The 16,784-nt window shown below is 53.6% G+C and carries 15 protein-coding genes and 3 riboswitches; of the genes, 7 read left to right on the forward strand and 8 right to left on the reverse strand.

Annotated elements, in window-relative coordinates:
* Nucleotides 1-302: 302 nt before the first annotated feature.
* Both GX364_02430 and GX364_02435 read left to right on the forward strand, forming a co-directional pair.
* Nucleotides 303-1,997, forward strand: coding sequence for a long-chain fatty acid--CoA ligase (locus GX364_02430; GenBank protein ID NLI69708.1), 1,695 nt, complete (start codon nucleotides 303-305; stop codon nucleotides 1,995-1,997).
* 120 nt (nucleotides 1,998-2,117) lie between these two features.
* On the forward strand, nucleotides 2,118-2,381 hold the full coding sequence (locus GX364_02435; protein ID NLI69709.1) for an SCP2 sterol-binding domain-containing protein: 264 nt from the start codon (nucleotides 2,118-2,120) through the stop codon (nucleotides 2,379-2,381).
* Between the two features lie 152 nt (nucleotides 2,382-2,533).
* Here GX364_02435 and GX364_02440 read toward each other — a convergent pair whose 3' ends face one another.
* The 7 genes from GX364_02440 to GX364_02470 all read right to left on the reverse strand — a co-directional run bounded on the left by GX364_02440 (nucleotide 2,534) and on the right by GX364_02470 (nucleotide 9,772).
* Nucleotides 2,534-3,751, reverse strand: coding sequence for an iron-containing alcohol dehydrogenase (locus tag GX364_02440; protein ID NLI69710.1), 1,218 nt, complete (start codon nucleotides 3,749-3,751; stop codon nucleotides 2,534-2,536).
* Nucleotides 3,752-3,958: 207 nt separating this feature from the next.
* Nucleotides 3,959-5,014 carry a nicotinate-nucleotide--dimethylbenzimidazole phosphoribosyltransferase gene (gene cobT / locus GX364_02445; GenBank protein NLI69711.1) on the reverse strand — a complete coding sequence of 352 codons (1,056 nt, stop codon included), beginning with the start codon at nucleotides 5,012-5,014 and terminating at the stop codon, nucleotides 3,959-3,961.
* 77 nt (nucleotides 5,015-5,091) lie between these two features.
* A riboswitch (cobalamin riboswitch) is annotated at nucleotides 5,092-5,277 on the reverse strand.
* A gap of 110 nt (nucleotides 5,278-5,387) precedes the next feature.
* The gene (locus GX364_02450) at nucleotides 5,388-6,254 is read right to left on the reverse strand and encodes a cobyric acid synthase (GenBank protein NLI69712.1); all 867 of its coding nucleotides are present in this window, start codon (nucleotides 6,252-6,254) and stop codon (nucleotides 5,388-5,390) included.
* A gap of 85 nt (nucleotides 6,255-6,339) precedes the next feature.
* Entirely contained in the window at nucleotides 6,340-7,404 is a 1,065-nt protein-coding gene (locus GX364_02455) for an aminotransferase class I/II-fold pyridoxal phosphate-dependent enzyme (GenBank protein NLI69713.1), read from the reverse strand.
* Nucleotides 7,395-8,354 carry a cobalamin biosynthesis protein CobD gene (gene cobD, locus GX364_02460; GenBank protein NLI69714.1) on the reverse strand — a complete coding sequence of 320 codons (960 nt, stop codon included), beginning with the start codon at nucleotides 8,352-8,354 and terminating at the stop codon, nucleotides 7,395-7,397. Before cobD ends, GX364_02455 begins: the two co-directional genes overlap by 10 nt.
* Complete coding sequence (locus tag GX364_02465; GenBank protein NLI69715.1) at nucleotides 8,354-8,998, reverse strand: histidine phosphatase family protein; 645 nt, start codon at nucleotides 8,996-8,998, stop codon at nucleotides 8,354-8,356. Before GX364_02465 ends, cobD begins: the two co-directional genes overlap by 1 nt.
* Before the next feature lie 6 nt (nucleotides 8,999-9,004).
* Entirely contained in the window at nucleotides 9,005-9,772 is a 768-nt protein-coding gene (locus tag GX364_02470) for an adenosylcobinamide-GDP ribazoletransferase (GenBank protein NLI69716.1), read from the reverse strand.
* A 149-nt stretch (nucleotides 9,773-9,921) separates the two neighbouring features.
* Nucleotides 9,922-10,044, reverse strand: a riboswitch (cobalamin riboswitch).
* Between the two features lie 174 nt (nucleotides 10,045-10,218).
* Nucleotides 10,219-10,395: riboswitch (cobalamin riboswitch) on the forward strand.
* Nucleotides 10,396-10,533: 138 nt separating this feature from the next.
* Here GX364_02470 and GX364_02475 point away from each other — a divergent pair.
* Genes GX364_02475 through GX364_02495 form a run of 5 tightly spaced genes read left to right on the forward strand, consistent with a single transcriptional unit; the run spans nucleotide 10,534 to nucleotide 15,080 of the window.
* Nucleotides 10,534-11,481: a cobalamin-binding protein gene (locus tag GX364_02475; GenBank protein NLI69717.1), complete on the forward strand. Its 948-nt coding sequence runs from the start codon at nucleotides 10,534-10,536 to the stop codon at nucleotides 11,479-11,481.
* A gap of 21 nt (nucleotides 11,482-11,502) precedes the next feature.
* Nucleotides 11,503-12,570, forward strand: coding sequence for an iron chelate uptake ABC transporter family permease subunit (locus tag GX364_02480; protein NLI69718.1), 1,068 nt, complete (start codon nucleotides 11,503-11,505; stop codon nucleotides 12,568-12,570).
* A 5-nt stretch (nucleotides 12,571-12,575) separates the two neighbouring features.
* Nucleotides 12,576-13,844 (forward strand): ABC transporter ATP-binding protein, encoded by a 1,269-nt coding sequence (locus GX364_02485; GenBank protein NLI69719.1) that lies wholly within the window; start codon nucleotides 12,576-12,578, stop codon nucleotides 13,842-13,844.
* Entirely contained in the window at nucleotides 13,837-14,397 is a 561-nt protein-coding gene (gene cobU, locus GX364_02490; protein NLI69720.1) for a bifunctional adenosylcobinamide kinase/adenosylcobinamide-phosphate guanylyltransferase, read from the forward strand. Before GX364_02485 ends, cobU begins: the two co-directional genes overlap by 8 nt.
* Nucleotides 14,398-14,429: 32 nt before the next feature.
* Entirely contained in the window at nucleotides 14,430-15,080 is a 651-nt protein-coding gene (locus GX364_02495) for an adenine nucleotide alpha hydrolase (GenBank protein NLI69721.1), read from the forward strand.
* Here the strand turns inward: GX364_02495 and GX364_02500 are convergent.
* Nucleotides 15,018-16,130, reverse strand: coding sequence for a CapA family protein (locus tag GX364_02500; GenBank protein NLI69722.1), 1,113 nt, complete (start codon nucleotides 16,128-16,130; stop codon nucleotides 15,018-15,020). The two genes, GX364_02495 and GX364_02500, sit on opposite strands and share 63 nt — an antisense overlap.
* Between the last annotated feature and the right edge of the window lie 654 nt (nucleotides 16,131-16,784).

Raw genomic sequence — 16,784 nt, forward strand, 5'->3', positions numbered from 1 at the left:
TGAATTATATCCATCAGAGGAACCTCTCCCTTCGGGGAATATTTGGTAAAGCTGATACTACGAGGTTCCTCTTCCGCTTTTTATAAAAGATTTCCTCCAAAGTCCTAAAGTAAATTTACACCAACGCTGTTGCAGGCAAATTGCATCACCCGGGGGATAATAGCCGGAAACATTTTTACACAAAGCTGCACCAATTTATGTAAATTTTGCTAAAAACAGTTGACCTGGAAGGAATTAGTATGATAATCTTGAATATACTAAATAGTATGAATCTTCAGATTTCGGGAAAAGGAGCTGTTAGCATGGAACGAATATGGCTCAAGCATTATGATCCCGGGGTCCCCTACTGTGCAAACATTCCAGAAAAAAGCTTGCAGGAACTGTTCAAGGAAACTGTAGAAAGATACCCTCGCCATCCGCACCTCGTATTTGTAAGAAGGACTTTCACCTACCGGGAAGTAAGTGCCCTGGCCGACAATTTTGCCGCTGTTCTGGCCGGTTTTGGTCTGAAAAAGGGCTCACGCGTGGCTTTGAATTTGCCCAACAGTCCGCAGTTCGTCCTCTGTTACCTGGGTGCACTGCAAACCGGTTGTACCGTGATCCCCTTCAACCCTCTTTATACAGAAAGGGAGATGGAATATCAGCTCAACGACTGCGAAGCAGAGTTGATGATCACATTGAGCAGATTCTATCCGCAGGTCCGCAACATAAAGAAGAAAACCAAGTTGCGGACAATAATATCCACCAATATCAAGGAATATCTTCCCGGATGGCTGAGGCCGCTCTACACCCTGGTCATGGAAAAAAAAGGCGGCGACCGGGTAAAGGTTGAGTCCGGCGACTACCAACTGGCTGACCTCATGAAAAAGTATTCCACTTCACCCGTACCCTTTGTCAAGGTAGAGCCCGATTTTCCGGCTTGCATCATGTACACCGGCGGAACTACCGGCCTCCCCAAGGGGGCCATCCTGACCCACAGAAACCTGGTCTCAAATCCATTCGGCATTTTCAGCTGGATGCCAGATGCAAAGGAAGCCGAGGAGATTGGGGTAGCGCTTCTTCCCTTCTTCCACAGCTACGGCTTGAGCGGCTGCCTGAATCTATCCCTGATTTACTGCGGCACGATGCTGCTTATTCCGGATTTCGATGTCAAGATGTTGCTCAGGATGATCCACCGGTACAAGCCGACCCTCTTCCCCGGCGTTCCCACCATGTACGTGGCCATGATCAACCACCCCGATCTGAAAAAATATGATCTGTCTTCCCTGCGCATATGTGTCAGTGGTGCCGCCTCACTTCCCCAGGAAGTGCAGAAAAAGTTCGAGGAACTGACAGGATGTCGCATGCTGGAAGGTTATGGTCTCACTGAAGCCGCACCGGTGACTCATGCCAATCCTATTTATGGATTGAACAAACTGGGCAGCATCGGTATCCCCGGGCCATGCACCGAGGCAAAGATCGTGGACATGAACAACCCGGACATAGATATGGAGATAGGCGAAATCGGCCAGATGGCGGTAAGAGGTCCCCAGGTGATGCCCGGATACCTGAACAAACCGGAAGAAACGGCGAAAGTATTACGTGATGGTTGGCTCCTGACCGGTGATCTTGCCAGGATGGACGAGGACGGTTTTTTCTACATTGTTGACCGCCAGAAAGAGATGATTATATCCGGCGGCTACAATATCTATCCGCGCGAGGTGGAGGAAGTACTTTATGCTCACGACAAGATTCTGGAGGCCGCACTGGTAGGCTTGCCGGATGATTACAGGGGCGAGATTTCCAAAGCTTTTATCGCTCTGAAAGAGGGCGAAACCATGACTGAAGAGGAAGTTCTCGACTACTGCAGGCAACAACTGGCCAGATACAAAGTGCCGCGTAGCGTGGAAATCAGACCCGAACTTCCCAAGAGTCTGGTTGGCAAAGTGTTGAAACGCATACTGATCGAAGAAGAGCTGGCCAAACGCGGAATTGGGGATAAATCCGCACAGCAATAGCCACGGGAAACCCCAAACATTTTTTCCGGGGGGGTGAAGAAAAACAACGGCCCACATTTTGAAAATAGCTTACAAGCAATGCTATCTGCAAATTAACAAGATGAACAGGGGGGGAAAAATATGACTTCCGGATCGGAACCTATTTTTAAATTTGAAATCACCGGTGAAAATCCCAATACCTTTTTCATAAAGCTGGTCAATGAAAAAGCCGAGGTATTGGAAAAAGAACATGAAAAACCCAATGCGACCATAACCATGTCTTCCGATTTATTCACCCAGTTGACTTCCGGACAAATCAGCGCCATCTCCGCTTTCATGGCCGGCAAACTGAAAGTCCAGGGTGATATGCAACTGGCCATGAAGCTGCAGTCTATCTTCGCCTAGGAGTGAATTTCAAAAAGGCGGCCCGCTCCATAACGGGGAGGCCATTTTCGCCGGCCTCCCTGCAGCCCGGGCTACAGCCATCAATTGAAAGAGACATCATCCCGCATGATGTCTCTTTTTTTTACCACTCCTGCAGGCAGAAGGCCTTCACCTCAGGACATGATCCGGCCAATCAGGGTAGCCACATCCTTTTCATCGAAGATCCTGGGTACCGGATACCAGGGGTTTCCCTCTTCAAGCGCCCAGATGACCATCTGCGGAATATCCTCGCGGCGGATCATATCAAACTTTTCCGGAATATTCATGGAACGATTGAGCCGCCTGATCTCCTCGATAAATGCCCCGGCCTGTTCAGCCTGACTTTTACCATCTACATCCAGTCCGGCCACATCGGCCAGGCGGGCCAGCTGGCGATGAATATGGCTTCCATTGTACTCCAGCACATAGGGAAGGATGACGGCGTTGGCCAGCCCATGAGGGACATCATAGAGGCCCCCGAGAGTATGGGCAATGCAATGCACATAGGTCAGTCCGGTACGGGTAAAGGCAAAACCGGCATAGTACGATGCCAGAAGCATATTCTGGCGAGCATAAAGATCTGAACCGTCTCGATAGGCATTTTCGGCATTGGCCACGATAAGCCTTACGGCATCCTCGGCTCTGTCACGGGACACCCTGCTCCCCCCCCATGCAATATATGATTCCACAGCATGAGTCATGGCATCCATGGCCGTGGCCGCCGTGATCGGCGGCGGCAACCCCACCGTGAGCTCGGGATCAAGTACGGCATACAGGGGGATCAGATTCATATCGTTGACAGCATATTTGTGTTTTTCCTTACGGTCAGTGACGACGGCGGCAATGGTAGCCTCCGAACCCGTCCCCGCCGTTGTAGGAACCGCAAAAAGGGGCGGCAACTTGCGGCGGACCTTGAGAAAACCGCCCATCTTCTCCACGCTTTTCCTGGGCCTGACAATACGGGCCCCCACGACCTTGGCTGTATCCATGGGTGACCCGCCGCCGAAGGCAACCAACCCCTGGCAGCCGGACTCAACATAGAGTTTTCTTGCTGCCTCGATATTATCGATGGAAGGGTTGGCCTCCACGCCATCGAATAAAGTATACTTGATTCCTTCTTGCCCGAGGGCAGATAGAAATCTGTCCGGGAGGTGCAAGTCCATAAGCCCCCTGTCTGTCACGACCATCACGTTGTCCAGTCCTGTTTCCCTGATCACTTTCGGCAAATTGAGGATACTGCCCGGCCCTATCAACAATTCCGGTTCGCGCCAATTCAACAACCTTGCCGAATTGTAAAAAACAAATTGAAAGACACGGCACCATGCTTTCCATAACCAAAACAACGGGGACATAATTGATCGACCTCCAATCTGGAGATAATACCTTGAATCGTGAAGCTCCTCACTATCAATTTTAACTACTATTCAACAGCAAGTCAATGATCGGCCACGCGGCGATGGCCGCTATCTCCGGCAGGCTTGAAAAAGACCGCGGTACCCCGTTCCCATTGCTGTACCCGCCATGTCATGGGCCATGAAAACAGATAAATCCCGCTCCTGTTAGCGAAGGCCAGCATCGGAAACACCGGCCTGATCAAAGGTAGCCATCTCCCTTACAATCTTCAAAGCAGCGTCGATCAGGGTAAAAGAAAGTGCCGCGCCGGTACCTTCCCCCAGGCGCATGTTCATCTGCAACAAGGGGCTGATCCCCAGCCAGGTCAACATGACCTTGTGCCCCGCTTCCTCCGAAAGATGCGAGGCCAGCATGAAATCAACAGCATCGGGAGCCAGTGCCCGGGCAATCATCGCCCCCGCCCCGGAGATGAAACCATCTACAACCACGGGTACCCGTGCAGCAGCAGCAGCGAGGATCACCCCGGCAATGGCACCGATTTCAAAACCCCCGACCTTGGCCAGAACATCGAGCCCATCCCGGGGATCAGGTTTGTTCAATCCCAGGGCCTTTTCAACAACCTCTTTCTTGCGCAACATGGTTTCCCGATCAACCCCGGTTCCTTTTCCGATGATCAGGGAGACGGGAAAACCGGTGAAGGCCGCCAATATTGCAGCGCTGGGAGTGGTGTTGCCGATGCCCATGTCCCCGGTGGCCAGCAGCTGCACCCCCTCCCCGATCTCCATGGACGCCACCTCGATGCCGGCTTCCACTGCAGCCCGGGCCTGCTTCCTGCTCATGGCCGGTCCCGAGGCGATATCATCCGTGCCAGGGCCCAACCGGTAAGACTTCAAGCGAGGATCATCAACCACCCCGATCATCCCCATATCCACACAGGTCACCCTTGCCCCGGCATGCCTGCCCAGAACATTGATCGCCGCCCCCCCATCAAGAAACCCCCGCACCATCTGCCCGGTTACCTCCTGATCGGCCGCACTGACCTTCCTTGCCACCACTCCATGATCACCGGCACAGATGATCACGGCTTTCTTTTCCAGATCAGGTTTCAACTTTCCGGTAATCCCCGCGATCTTGATCGCCACATCCTCAAGCATCCCCAGCCCCCCGCTGGGCTTGATCAGATTCTTCTGGTGATCACGTGCCTCTTCCATGGCCCTGGCATCAAGTGCCCCGATCGATGCCACAGTTTTTTTCAACAGCATTTTCATCCCTCCATTGTCCCCGTTCATTCAAAAAAAGCCCCCAACCCGATTGCGGGCCGGGGACTTTTCCATCATCCCTCAAGCTGCTGGCAACAGGCAGGTCTCCTGGCTCCCGGTTCATCCTCCCCCGCGCCTTCCCGGACCGGTAAGCCGATCCGGTGGTTACATGCAGGATTGTTCCCGGTTACAGTGGCGGGACCGCTCGAGGATTTGCACCTGATTCCCTATTCTCCCTTGCGGGCACCTGCCGCCAAATGGTTTTCAACTGTTTTTATTTTAAACCACCACCCGGCATCATGCAAGAGTCCGGCAGAAAAAGGGAAACCACCGGAAATATCTTTCCGCCGGATCATGTTTCTGCATCGTATATATGCTATTTCCCGCAGCCAACGATTCTGTATATCCTGTCCATCGCCAGGTTCTCCCTCAAGGCGGAAGCCAGGACATCGTACGGGAAATCGCCAGGCCGCTCCGGTATCAGCGACTCTCCTTTCTGCCGGCACTGTTTCCGTCCCCCGGGCAGAAAGCTTTCTCCATCATCGTCATCATGCCCCCCATGCAGGTACGGAACCACACCGAGTACCGGCAGGCCGGTCATATCCTCGAGCATGGTCAGGCCGGGACGGAGTATCTCGACATCTCCACGGAATTTGTTGATGATGATCCCCTTGATCCGTCGGCGCTGGCTCTCTTCAAGCAGGGACATGGTACCGTAGATGGCGGCAAAAACGCCGCCCCGATCGATATCGCCCACCAGCAACACCGGCGCGTCGGCCATCTCGGCCATCCCCATATTGACAATATCATCATCCTGGAGATTGATCTCTGCAGGGCTACCGGCCCCCTCGATCACGATGACCTCGTATTGCGACGCCAGGCCTTGATATGATTCCATCACCACGGAACGAAGCTGCCGCCTGTAGCCGAAGTAGTCGGCGGCACCCATCATTCCCTTCGACCTGCCCCGCACGACTACCCGGCTGTCTGTATCGTTCACGGGTTCAAGCAGGATCGGATTCATCGATACGGAAGGCTTGATGCCGGCAGCCAGGGCCTGCATGGCCTGGGCCCGCCCCATCTTCAACCCCTCGTCCGTGATGAAACTCTCCGACCCCATGTTCTGGCTTTTGAACGGAGCCACCCGGAATCCGTCTTGCTTGAATATCCGGCATAGCCCGGTACAGACGAAACTTTTCCCGGCGCTGGACATCGTCCCCTGAATCATGATCGGCATGGCCATACAGATCCCCCCACCGTGGCTTTTCCACGGAAAACCCGCTTCCATGACCGGTTGCAGCCAGTGATACGTTCATACCTCCGACCCATCATTTTTTCCCGGCCAGCGTTGAAATCGTTTCGATCAGCCGCAGATTCCACTCGTGTGTACTGACAGCGATACGATAGTAGCCCTCACCAAGCCCGGTATAATTGGAGCAATCCCGTATCAGAATCCCCGCCTCGCGCATCCTTCCGGCCAGATCGGGAATCCGCGTATGGAAAAAAATAAAGTTGGCCTCACCCGCAAACGTTTTTATCTCCAATTCCTGCAGTCGGTCGATCAGAAATTTTCTTTCTTTCCGGATAAGGGCTCGCGATTTCCGTAAATAATCATGTTCCTGCAAGGCAGCAATACCGGCTGCCTGGGCCAGTGAAGAAACCGCCCAGGGCTGTCCGGCACGGCGCATCCCATCAAGGAGCGTTTCGTTGCCGGAGAGACAGTAGCCCAGGCGTACCCCGGCCATTCCGTAGAGTTTGGTGAAAGCATCGATGACCAGAAGATGCTCGTATTCGGACAGAAAGCGCCTGAGGGTGTTCTTTTCCGGTTCATCCAGGAACCCGTTGAAGCATTCATCGACTACCAGCAGGATCCCGTTGCTTTCACATCTTTCCAGGATGCGCTGCAACAGGGAGTGGTCGATGGTTAGCCCGGTCGGATTGTGGGGGTTGCAGAGAAACAGAATCTCGATACCCGGCCCGGGAATGGCTGAAAGGATATCTTCCGTCAGGGAGAAACCGTCCTCCTCCCCGAGAGGGTAAGCAACAACCTCACATCGGACCGCCCGCAGGGCCAGCTCGTATTCCGCGAATGAAGGTACGGGTAGAAGGGCTCGTTCGGGTTTCCGGGCCAGGGCCAGCCGGTGAATCAGATCCGCGGCTCCGTTACCGCACAACACCCGCTGCGGCAATGTACCCGCGCTGCGGGCGATGGCGGCGCCCAATTTCCGGCAAAGCGGGTCCGGGTATCCATCCGCGGTTGCAGCCGCCTCGCCGATGGCTTTCTCCACTCCTGCAGGCACCCCCAGCGGGTTGGTATTTGCCGAGAAATCCAACGGTAACCGACCGTATTCCTGCCGGTACCCCTCCACATCCCCACCATGGATCAACGGCATACAATCACCCCCTTGATAACCAGCCCCAGCAGCAGGCAGACGAAAGACACCCCGTGAAGCAACCGGTTGGCCAGCTCGATATCATCCGCTTCGGGTAAACGGTCATCATCTCCCAACGTGGGGCCGGAAACTGTTTCTCCGAAGTAAACGGCATCACCACCGAGCTGTATTCGCAATGCCCCCGCAAAAGCGGCTTCCGTCTGCCCCGAATTGGGGCTGCTATGGTTGAAGCGGTCCCGGCAAAATACACGCCAGGCATTCCGGCCATTCAGCTTGAACAAAGAAGCTACCGGGACAGCCAGCAGCCCCGCCATGCGCGATGGGATAAAGTTGACCATATCGTCCAGGATGGCGGCAGCCCGTCCAAAATGAAGATAACGACTGTTCCTGTAACCGACCATGCTGTCCATGGTGTTGATTGCCTTGTAAAAAACACCGAAAGGCGCCCCGCCGACAAGAAGGAAGAGGAGCGGCGCAATTACCCCATCGCCGGTATTTTCGGCCACGCTCTCCACCGCAGCGCGGACCACACCGGTTTCATCCAGCATGGAAGTGTCACGGCCCACGATCCGACTCAAAGCCAGGCGCGCCTCCGGAAGATCATCCCGTTTCAGGGCGGCAGATACTTTCAGGGCAGCTTCTCTCAAGGAACGCAAGGAGAGGCATTGCCAGCAAACAAAACTTTCCAGCGGCAGGCGCGCCAGGGGATGGACCAGCTCACAACAGAACAGTAAAGCCCAGGCCAGACCACCCCAGAACAGGGGTAGCAGAACGGCCATAATCGTACCACCATGGAGTTCCCCTCTTGCCGTTGGGGGAAAGATCCCGCGCAGACCCTGTTCCACCAAAGAGATCATCTTCCCCATCCCCACGACGATATGCGGACACCGTGGCGGGTCACCGAAGAGAAGATCAAGGGCAAAACCGATCAGCAAGGCGCAGAGGGATATCACCGGTTAAACAACTCCCATCTGGCGTATTCCAGAAATGAAGGATCCGTGGCCCATCTTCTTCCATCCAGCCGGATACGGTAACCGCAGCAATTTTTCACATACCAGGAGAAGCACGGGCGCCGCGGACGGGCATAACGGTTCATGATGGCCATGATGCTCCCGCCGTGGGTAACCACGATCATGTGCCCCTCCTTGCGAGAGACACTCTGCCGTACCGCCAGATCGAAAGCAGCACAGGTGCGTTCCGAAAACTGTTCGAGGCCTTCACCGCCGGGGCATGGCCCGGTGCAACCTCCTTCCACCCATTCTTCATAGGCGGGATCATCGTCCAGTTCTTCTGCCGTTCTGCCTTCAAAATCCCCAAAATCCATCTCCCGCAGGTCCTGACAAACTTCCAGTTCAACTCCCGGAAAGAGAAGGCGGGCCGTCTCCCCGGCTCGCTGTAGAGGACTGACCAGTATATTGGATGCCCCTGTGAATTTACCCGCTTCGCGCAGACAGCGGCGGGCCTCCTCATGGAGAGGTTCATCGGTACGTCCAACATAACGGCCGGCAAGATTACCCGCCGTCTCCCCATGCCGCAGAAGTACCACTTCCAAAACCCGATCGTCTCCGGAGAGATTTGCTTTGAAATCAACCATTGTCTATCAGACCACCTTCCCGATCAATATCAGTGCCGCCAGCATGGACAGTTCACTCAGTTGCAGAAGGTATCCTGCCAGATCCCCGCTCATACCGCCAAACTGCCGCCGCGACATCACCAACATGAACAGCGCACAACCGAGCGCCACAACCTGCATGGCCGCACCGGCTGCCCGATCAACAAACACCATCGCTGCAAGGCAGAGGAGAAATAACCCGGAAAGAACTATCGTGGACCATTTTCTGTCCAACGGATCCTTCAATGTTTTCAGCAGCCCTTCCCCAACACCTGTCGGAAAACAAACCACAGCCAGAGCACACCAGATCCGGCTCAGGACATGCATCAGCCCCAGAAGCAAAAGTGTGTTCGTACCGGGCTGCAACTCCGTGCATAGAGCAAAATACAACAACAGGTATGATGCTATGCCGATCACGGCAAAGGTACCGGCACGCGGGTCTTTCAATATTTCCCGCTTGCGCGCCGGTCCGGCACGGCTGCCCAGGGCATCAATCGTGTCACCAAATCCATCCAGGTGGATGCCGCCGGTAATCACAATCGGCAACAGGGTAAACCCGGCCGCTTGAAGAAAAGAAGCGCAGCCAAGTATCTCGGTCAGCCATGCCCAGAGCCATAAACAGAGCCCGATAAAGCCCCCCACCAGTGGAAGCGCGCAAATTGCATAGCGCATATTTTCCCTGGTCCAATCTATTCCGGGCATCGGAAGAGATGAGAACATGGAGAAACTCAGCGCGATGGAACGTAGCAGTCTCATGGACACACTCCCCTATCCATTATCATCTGTTCGTTTCCTCCAGTAAAAAACCCTTTCCGCCTGACGGAAAGGGTAAAAAAGCAGAAACATGCTTTGCGTCCATCATACCGGCCAAAGTTCCGTCAGCCCGATGATCGATCCGCTGCCCCGTATTCTGGCTCGGGTGTCATGGCCTCGTTTCGCCTTCCCATGGGAAATTCCCTCAGTGGCATCTTGAAACAGGCTCGACCTTTACAGCGGCGGCTCCGCGTGGGATTGAAAACCCAACTTCCAGGGCACAGCGAATATCTTATCTTTAAGATACCCCCGCAAGGCCGCCATTGTCAATAGATCATGGCCTTTTCACCGCTTTATTGTCGTTTCTTTCTGATATTGTTGAAAAATTCAAATTCGCAGTCTTGACAAAATGCGAGCATTGCAGTAGATTGTTCTATGAAAGTAAAATCAATGATGTCTTCTCTTCAGGTGTCATCAGACTTAATAGGGAAGCCGGTTAAAATCCGGCACGGTCCCGCCACTGTTAGTGGGAGCACCCTTGTAGAGCCACTGGCTTACGAGCCGGGAAGGAAAAGGGTTGGCGATGAACACAAGTCAGGAAACCTGCCTGAAGAAACGCAGTCCCTTCGGGTGAAAGGGTAGAGCGTCTGAGAAGCCGCGTGTTCTGCCCGTGGCAATTTTTAATGCTCCCGTCCAGCTTTCTGCGACCGAAGGCCGGGCATTTTTTATGCCCAACTATAAAACAATAATGGGAGGTATGTGTGGTGAACAAGTATTGCCTGAAGATGTGTTTGCTGTTGCTGTGTGCATTCCTGTTGATGGCCGTCATTCCGGCTGGCTGTGCACAGGAAGGGTCCGATGATGAGTCCCCTGGTGGTGAGGTCACCCTGGTAGATCTGATGAAACGAGAAGTAACCATTGCCGGTACAGTGGAAAAGATTATTTCCCTCGTGCCCAGCAATACCGAAGTACTGTTTGCTCTGGGATTGGAAGATAAAGTGATCGGGGTTACAGATTACTGCAATTATCCCCCCGAAGCTTCCAGTAAAGAATCGGTGGGCGGCTTTGCCGATCCCAGCATAGAAGTGATCCTCACCCTGGAACCGGATCTGGTCCTGGCCGGCAGTCTGCATCAGGAAACGGTGGCCCGGCTGGAAGAAAGAGATATCCCCGTTCTTGTTCTGGAACCGCAATCCATGGAACAGGTATACGAGACCATTCACACCGTGGGTACCGCTGCCGGGGCGGAGAACAGGGCTAAAAAAGTTGTTTCAGAAATCAGGAAACAGATCGACGGCGTGGAGAAAAAACTTGCAGCCCTGGCCGAGGATGAAAAAATCCCTGTTTATTATGAGCTCTACTTCGATCCTCTGATGAGCATCGGCAACCATTCCTTTATTCACGAAGTGATGACCGCAGCTGGAGGTAAAAACATCTTTGCCGATATCAACGACAATTATCCTACCGTGAGCCCGGAGGCGGTGGCCGCAAGAAATCCCCGGGTGATTCTCTACCCCGATGATCACGGCACGGCAGAAATGGTGAGCGAACAATTTTACGCCCGCCCGGGCTGGGTGGAAATAAGCGCGCTGAAAGAAAAACGGATCTTCGGCGTGGACTCCGATCTTTTCAACCGTCCCGGGCCGCGGATGGGTCAGGCCGTTCAGGAAGCGGCAGCCCTCTTCTATCCGGAACTGTTTGACAGCCGGTAAGCACAGGGAAAGGACCATGAAATGAACATTCTGGAAACCGGGCGGCAAAAAAACAGATCGAGAGCACTGATATATCCGGCTTTGTTCCTGGCATTGTTTCTTGCTGCCGCGGTAGCCATAAGCATCGGGGCGGTTTCATTCAATCTGCGGGAGGCCGGGGGCATTCTTCTGGAGCTGTTGGGCCTGCCGGGTCGGATGAATATCGATCCGGTGAGAAAGGACATCCTGCTCCAGTTGAGGATGCCCCGGGTAATACTTGCCGGCCTGGTAGGCGCCTCCCTGGCCACGGCGGGAGCTGCATTCCAGGGTCTTTTCCGCAATCCCATGGCCGACTCCTACGTGATCGGGGTCTCCTCCGGTGCAGCCCTCGGAGCCGTCGCCGCCATGCTGATCGGCCTGCCGGCAGCCTGGGGAGGCATCGGTGCCGTACCCCTGTTTGCCTTCGCCGGCGGCATGTTAACCTTGATCCTGGTTTACCGGATGGCAAAGGTAGGTGACAAGGTGCCGGTGATGCCGCTTTTGCTGGCAGGCATCGCCATCAGTGCCTTCCTTTCGGCGCTGGTCTCCCTGCTCACCTATTTTGCTGACGACAAGATACATCAGGTAGTATTCTGGATCATGGGCGGCCTCGGGGGGGCCACCTGGTTGAAAATAAAAATCATGCTGCCCTACGCCCTGCTGGGATTTGCCTGCATCTATTTTTACCATCGCGAGCTGAATGCCATGCTCTTTGGAGAAGAAACTGCTCATCACCTGGGCATCGACATAGAAAAAGTAAAGATGATCCTGCTGGCAGGTTCTTCCTTGTTGGTGGCAGCCGCAGTCGCCACCAGCGGTATCATCGGTTTCGTGGGATTGGTGGTGCCCCATTTCATCCGCCTGCTGATCGGACCGGACCATCGCCATCTTCTGCCCGCCTCTGCTCTTCTTGGCGCAATACTGCTCATCGTCACCGATGCGTTGGCCCGGACGATCATCATGCCGCGTGAACTGCCGGTCGGTATCATCACCGCCCTCCTGGGTGCACCATTGTTTATTTATCTGTTGCGGAAACGCAAGAAATTGCGTTATTTCAATCTGACGGAGTGATCTACTTGGAATTTCAACTGACTGTTCATGATCTGACCTTGCAATACGGCCGTCATTCCATCCTGGACCGGCTGGAATTCGACATTACCCGAGGGCAACGAGTGGCCCTCCTGGGTGCCAACGGTGCCGGAAAAACCACCCTTCTGCGCTGTATCAGCAAGGCCCTGAAACCCTCCGGCGGCACGATCTTTCTTGACAACCGGGATCTGAAAAACCTCTCTCCCCGCGATCTGGCCCGAAGCATGGCTGTGGTACCCCAGGAAACGGGCATAGATTTCGATTTCACGGTGGAGGAAACGGTACTGATGGGCCGACTGCCCTACCTGAAACGCTTTGCACCGAAAGAAAACAGAGAAAGATCCATTGCCCGCCAGGCCATGTCCATGACGGGGGTGAGCCACCTGGCCAAACGCTCCATCACCACCCTGAGCGGGGGAGAAAAGCAGAGGGTGATCATCGCCCGCGCTCTCTGCCAGGAACCGCAAATCCTGCTTCTTGATGAACCCACTGCCAATCTTGATCTGGGTTACCAGCATGGCTTGTTGGAGTTGATTGCCGAATTGAACAGGAAACAGGGGATCACCGTCGTTGCCGCCATCCACGATCTGAACCTGGCAGCCCGCTTTTTCGACCGGATGCTCCTGCTGTCCGGGGGAAAGATCCTGGCCTGCGGAAAGGCCGAAGAGGTCATCGCCCCCGGCCTGATCAAAACGGCCTACGGGGTGGATACCTTTGTTTACCGCCATCCCCTGACAGGATCAATGCAGGTCTGTGTGCGAAATGATACAGATGGCACCGGGGTTCGCCGCTCTCCGATCCATGTTGTAGGCGGTGGTGAAGAGGCACTGCCGGTGCTGGAATATCTGCGTCAAACAGGATGCCCGCTCTCGGTCGGTCCGGTAACACCGGAAGACAGCAGCCACCGCTTTGCCACCTTTTACGGCCTGCCCCTGATCGAAGTGCCGCCATTTTCGCCGATCTCCGACCGGGCTCACCGGGCACATCTGCAGCTGATAAAAAATGCTGCTCTCACCGTGGTCCCCCCCATTCCCTTCGGGATTGGAAACCTTCGCAACCTTGAAGCAGTTGAAACCGCCCTGGAACAGGGCTGCCCGGTCGCCGTCCTCGATCGCGCAACAGATAAATTGTGGGATTTTACCGACGGGGAAGCAGTACTCCTTCTGAAACGATTGATCGGCAAAGGAGCTTATCTATTACAGAACGTGGAGCAGATCGTTATGCTGCTGGGAAAGGAGCAACCATCGGTTGAATAGGGGAAAATTGATTCTGGTTACGGGCGGCGCCCGCAGCGGGAAAAGCACTTTCGCCGAACGCTACGCCTCTGAAAGCGGCAAGCAGGTGGTCTTTCTGGCCACCGCCGAGGCCAAGGATGCGGAGATGCGGCTCCGGGTTGAAAAACACCGTCTGCAACGCCCCCGGGATTTCCGGACCGTGGAAGACCCCCTGCATCCGGAACGCGTTATTGCTGGTGGATCGGCAGATAATTTTTTTCTGATAGATTGTCTGACCCTGCTGTTGAACAACCACCTGTTGCGAGTCCTGGAGGGTGAGGAAAACCCTTCCCCGCAGAAACAGGCGGAGGTGTCCGCCACCTTGCTGGATTACATGAATAGCCTGTCAGAACACTTGTTGAACTCCCCTTCGGATGTTCTGGTGGTCACCAACGAAGTTGGGGCAGGGATCGTACCCGAACACCTTCTGGGCCGCCTCTTCCGTGATCTGGCCGGCAAATCCAACCAGATAGTGGCTGCACGCGCGGACGAAGTATGGTTCACAATCTGTGGCATTGCCAGGAGATTCAAATAATATAACTGCAAGAAGGAAAGGCCGAACCAACCATGGGCGGAAACGTTTATGTATCCTGGAGCGGCGGGAAGGATTGCTATCTGGCCCTGCAAAAAGCGGTAGAACGGGAGATCCCCGTTTCCACCCTGGCCACCTATGTCAACGAGAGAGGCCGCTGCATGGCGCACGGCGTGGATACCGTATTGTTGCATCGCCAGGCCCGTGCCCTCGGCCTGAGCTTGAAGACAGTTTCTCTTCGCGAAGAAAATTACGATCAGGCTTTTATCAACATAACTTCCGCTTTGAAAGAAGAGGGTATCACGGGAGGTGTCTTCGGCGACATCAATCTGCTGGAACACCGCCAGTGGATAGAAAGCAGATGTCATCAACAATCTATCACCCCTTATTTTCCGCTATGGGGTATGGAAGAAACTGCGGTGATCCATGAACTGCTGACCGGGGGAGCGCGTCTTCTCATCGTGGCCCTGCGCGGCGATCTGCTCGATGAAAAATGGATCGGCCAGGAGCTGGATGAACATTTTCTGCAACTATGTACAGAAAGGGGTCTGTCGCCATGCGGCGAAAATGGCGAGTATCACACCTTTGCGGTCGGCGGCCCTCTCTTCCATGAGCATTTGCATTTAAAAAAGGGTGAAATCCTGAGACAGAACCGCATGCTCTTTCAGGAAGTCCACGCCGGATAACGGAAACTGTTTTCCGGAATGCAGGATTTCTCCGGGATCATCCTCTTTCTTTTCTGAAATGATGCCCCCCTCATCGATTACAACATTGATGGAGATGTCTTCCAGAAATGAATAGATACGCTTCTTTTCTGATGGATCGGTTACAATGGTCGTGGTAAGGTTGGACTGTATCGCGGGCACGATTTCCAGCTTCATGAATTCCTCGTTATCATCACCGTAAAAATGGACCTTCAATAGCATGGTGTCCACAGTTTGATCGTTGAACCAGAAGTTGCCCAGACTGTAGACGATCGGTTTCCCATCATGGAACTCCATGCCCTGGAGACAGTGGGGATGTGCGCCAATCACAATATCGGCCCCCGCATCGATATATTCTTTTCCGGTAGCAAGCTGTACTTCCTCCAGCACATGGCTATTTTCCGTGCCCCAGTGGACAAAGGCGATGACGTGATCTGCATTCTTCCTGGCCTCCTGTATTGCCTTGACAAACAGTGTGGTATCGTAACAACGCAAAATGCCGGGCGCATCTTCCGTCGCCTGGGGGGTCATCTTGAATTTTTCGGCCCTTGAAGCGGCAACATAGCCGACAATCTTGCCCTGTATCTCGAAATAAACCGGCGCCATGGCTTCATCAAGATCATGACCGGCACCGAAATAGGGGATCTGCGCCTCTTTCAGGGTAGCCATCGTATCTATCAACGACTGTTCCCCGTAGTCATATACATGGTTGTTGGCAAGGCTCACGATGTCCACGCCCAATTCTTTCAGAATATCAACCCTGGTTGGATGGGCCCTGAATGTGAAGGCTTTTCCTTTCAGCGGGCTGCCGCCGCTGCTATACGTGAATTCATTGTTGAGGCACATCACATCCGCATCTTGCATGATCCGTATCAATTCGGGGCAAATGCAATCACGGATACCATTTTCAACGCTATTGTAATACCTCATGGTACTCCACTGCTCATCAAAATTGATGTCGCCGGCAAATGCCAGGACAAAACTGTAAGGATCGAGGTTTTTTTCTTCATACGGGTACAGTTCCACTGCCATGTCATGATGATGATCATCACTCCGGCAGCCACAGCAGCATAGCAACAAAATAATAAAAATCGAAAAAAATAAACACGGATACGTTGAAATGAAATCGGCCTTTTTATATTTCAATTTTGTTGACCCCGATATTCCATTATTATTTCCAGCCTTCATTATAATAAAAAGGCATGCAAATAACAATTGAGGATAGTGGCCATCGCCTCTGAACCCCATGCTCCCCTGATAAAATCAACTGCTGATCGTGGCATTTCCGGTAGTCCCCTTCTTTTTGCCCGGCCAGGGATGAACATCTTTTTGATCAGGCCGTAAAATGAATTGCCGGGCAAAAAAAATTATAATACCCATCGGGGCGGCAAATCGATCACACTGACCGTGAAAAAAGGGTAATGGCGGTGCTCTGGCAGGTCAAGAAGAGAACGGAAAAACAGCAAGGAGATGGAGACGGACAGGTACACGAGATCGGGGCATTGTTGAAGGCAAAGCATGCCCGGAAACAATCAATCCACAAATATTTTTAATTTATGAAGGGAAATTGTAAAATGAATTGCCCGGGGGGTTAAAATAATAGCCCATCCACAGCCAACATCAGTTACACTGAAGTTGCTAAATAAAACAGAGCAACGGAGGTGACATTAGGATGGGCCAAGACAA

The organism is Bacillota bacterium (assembly GCA_012518215.1).
Classification (GTDB): Bacteria; Bacillota; Dethiobacteria; order DTU022; family PWGO01; genus JAAYSV01.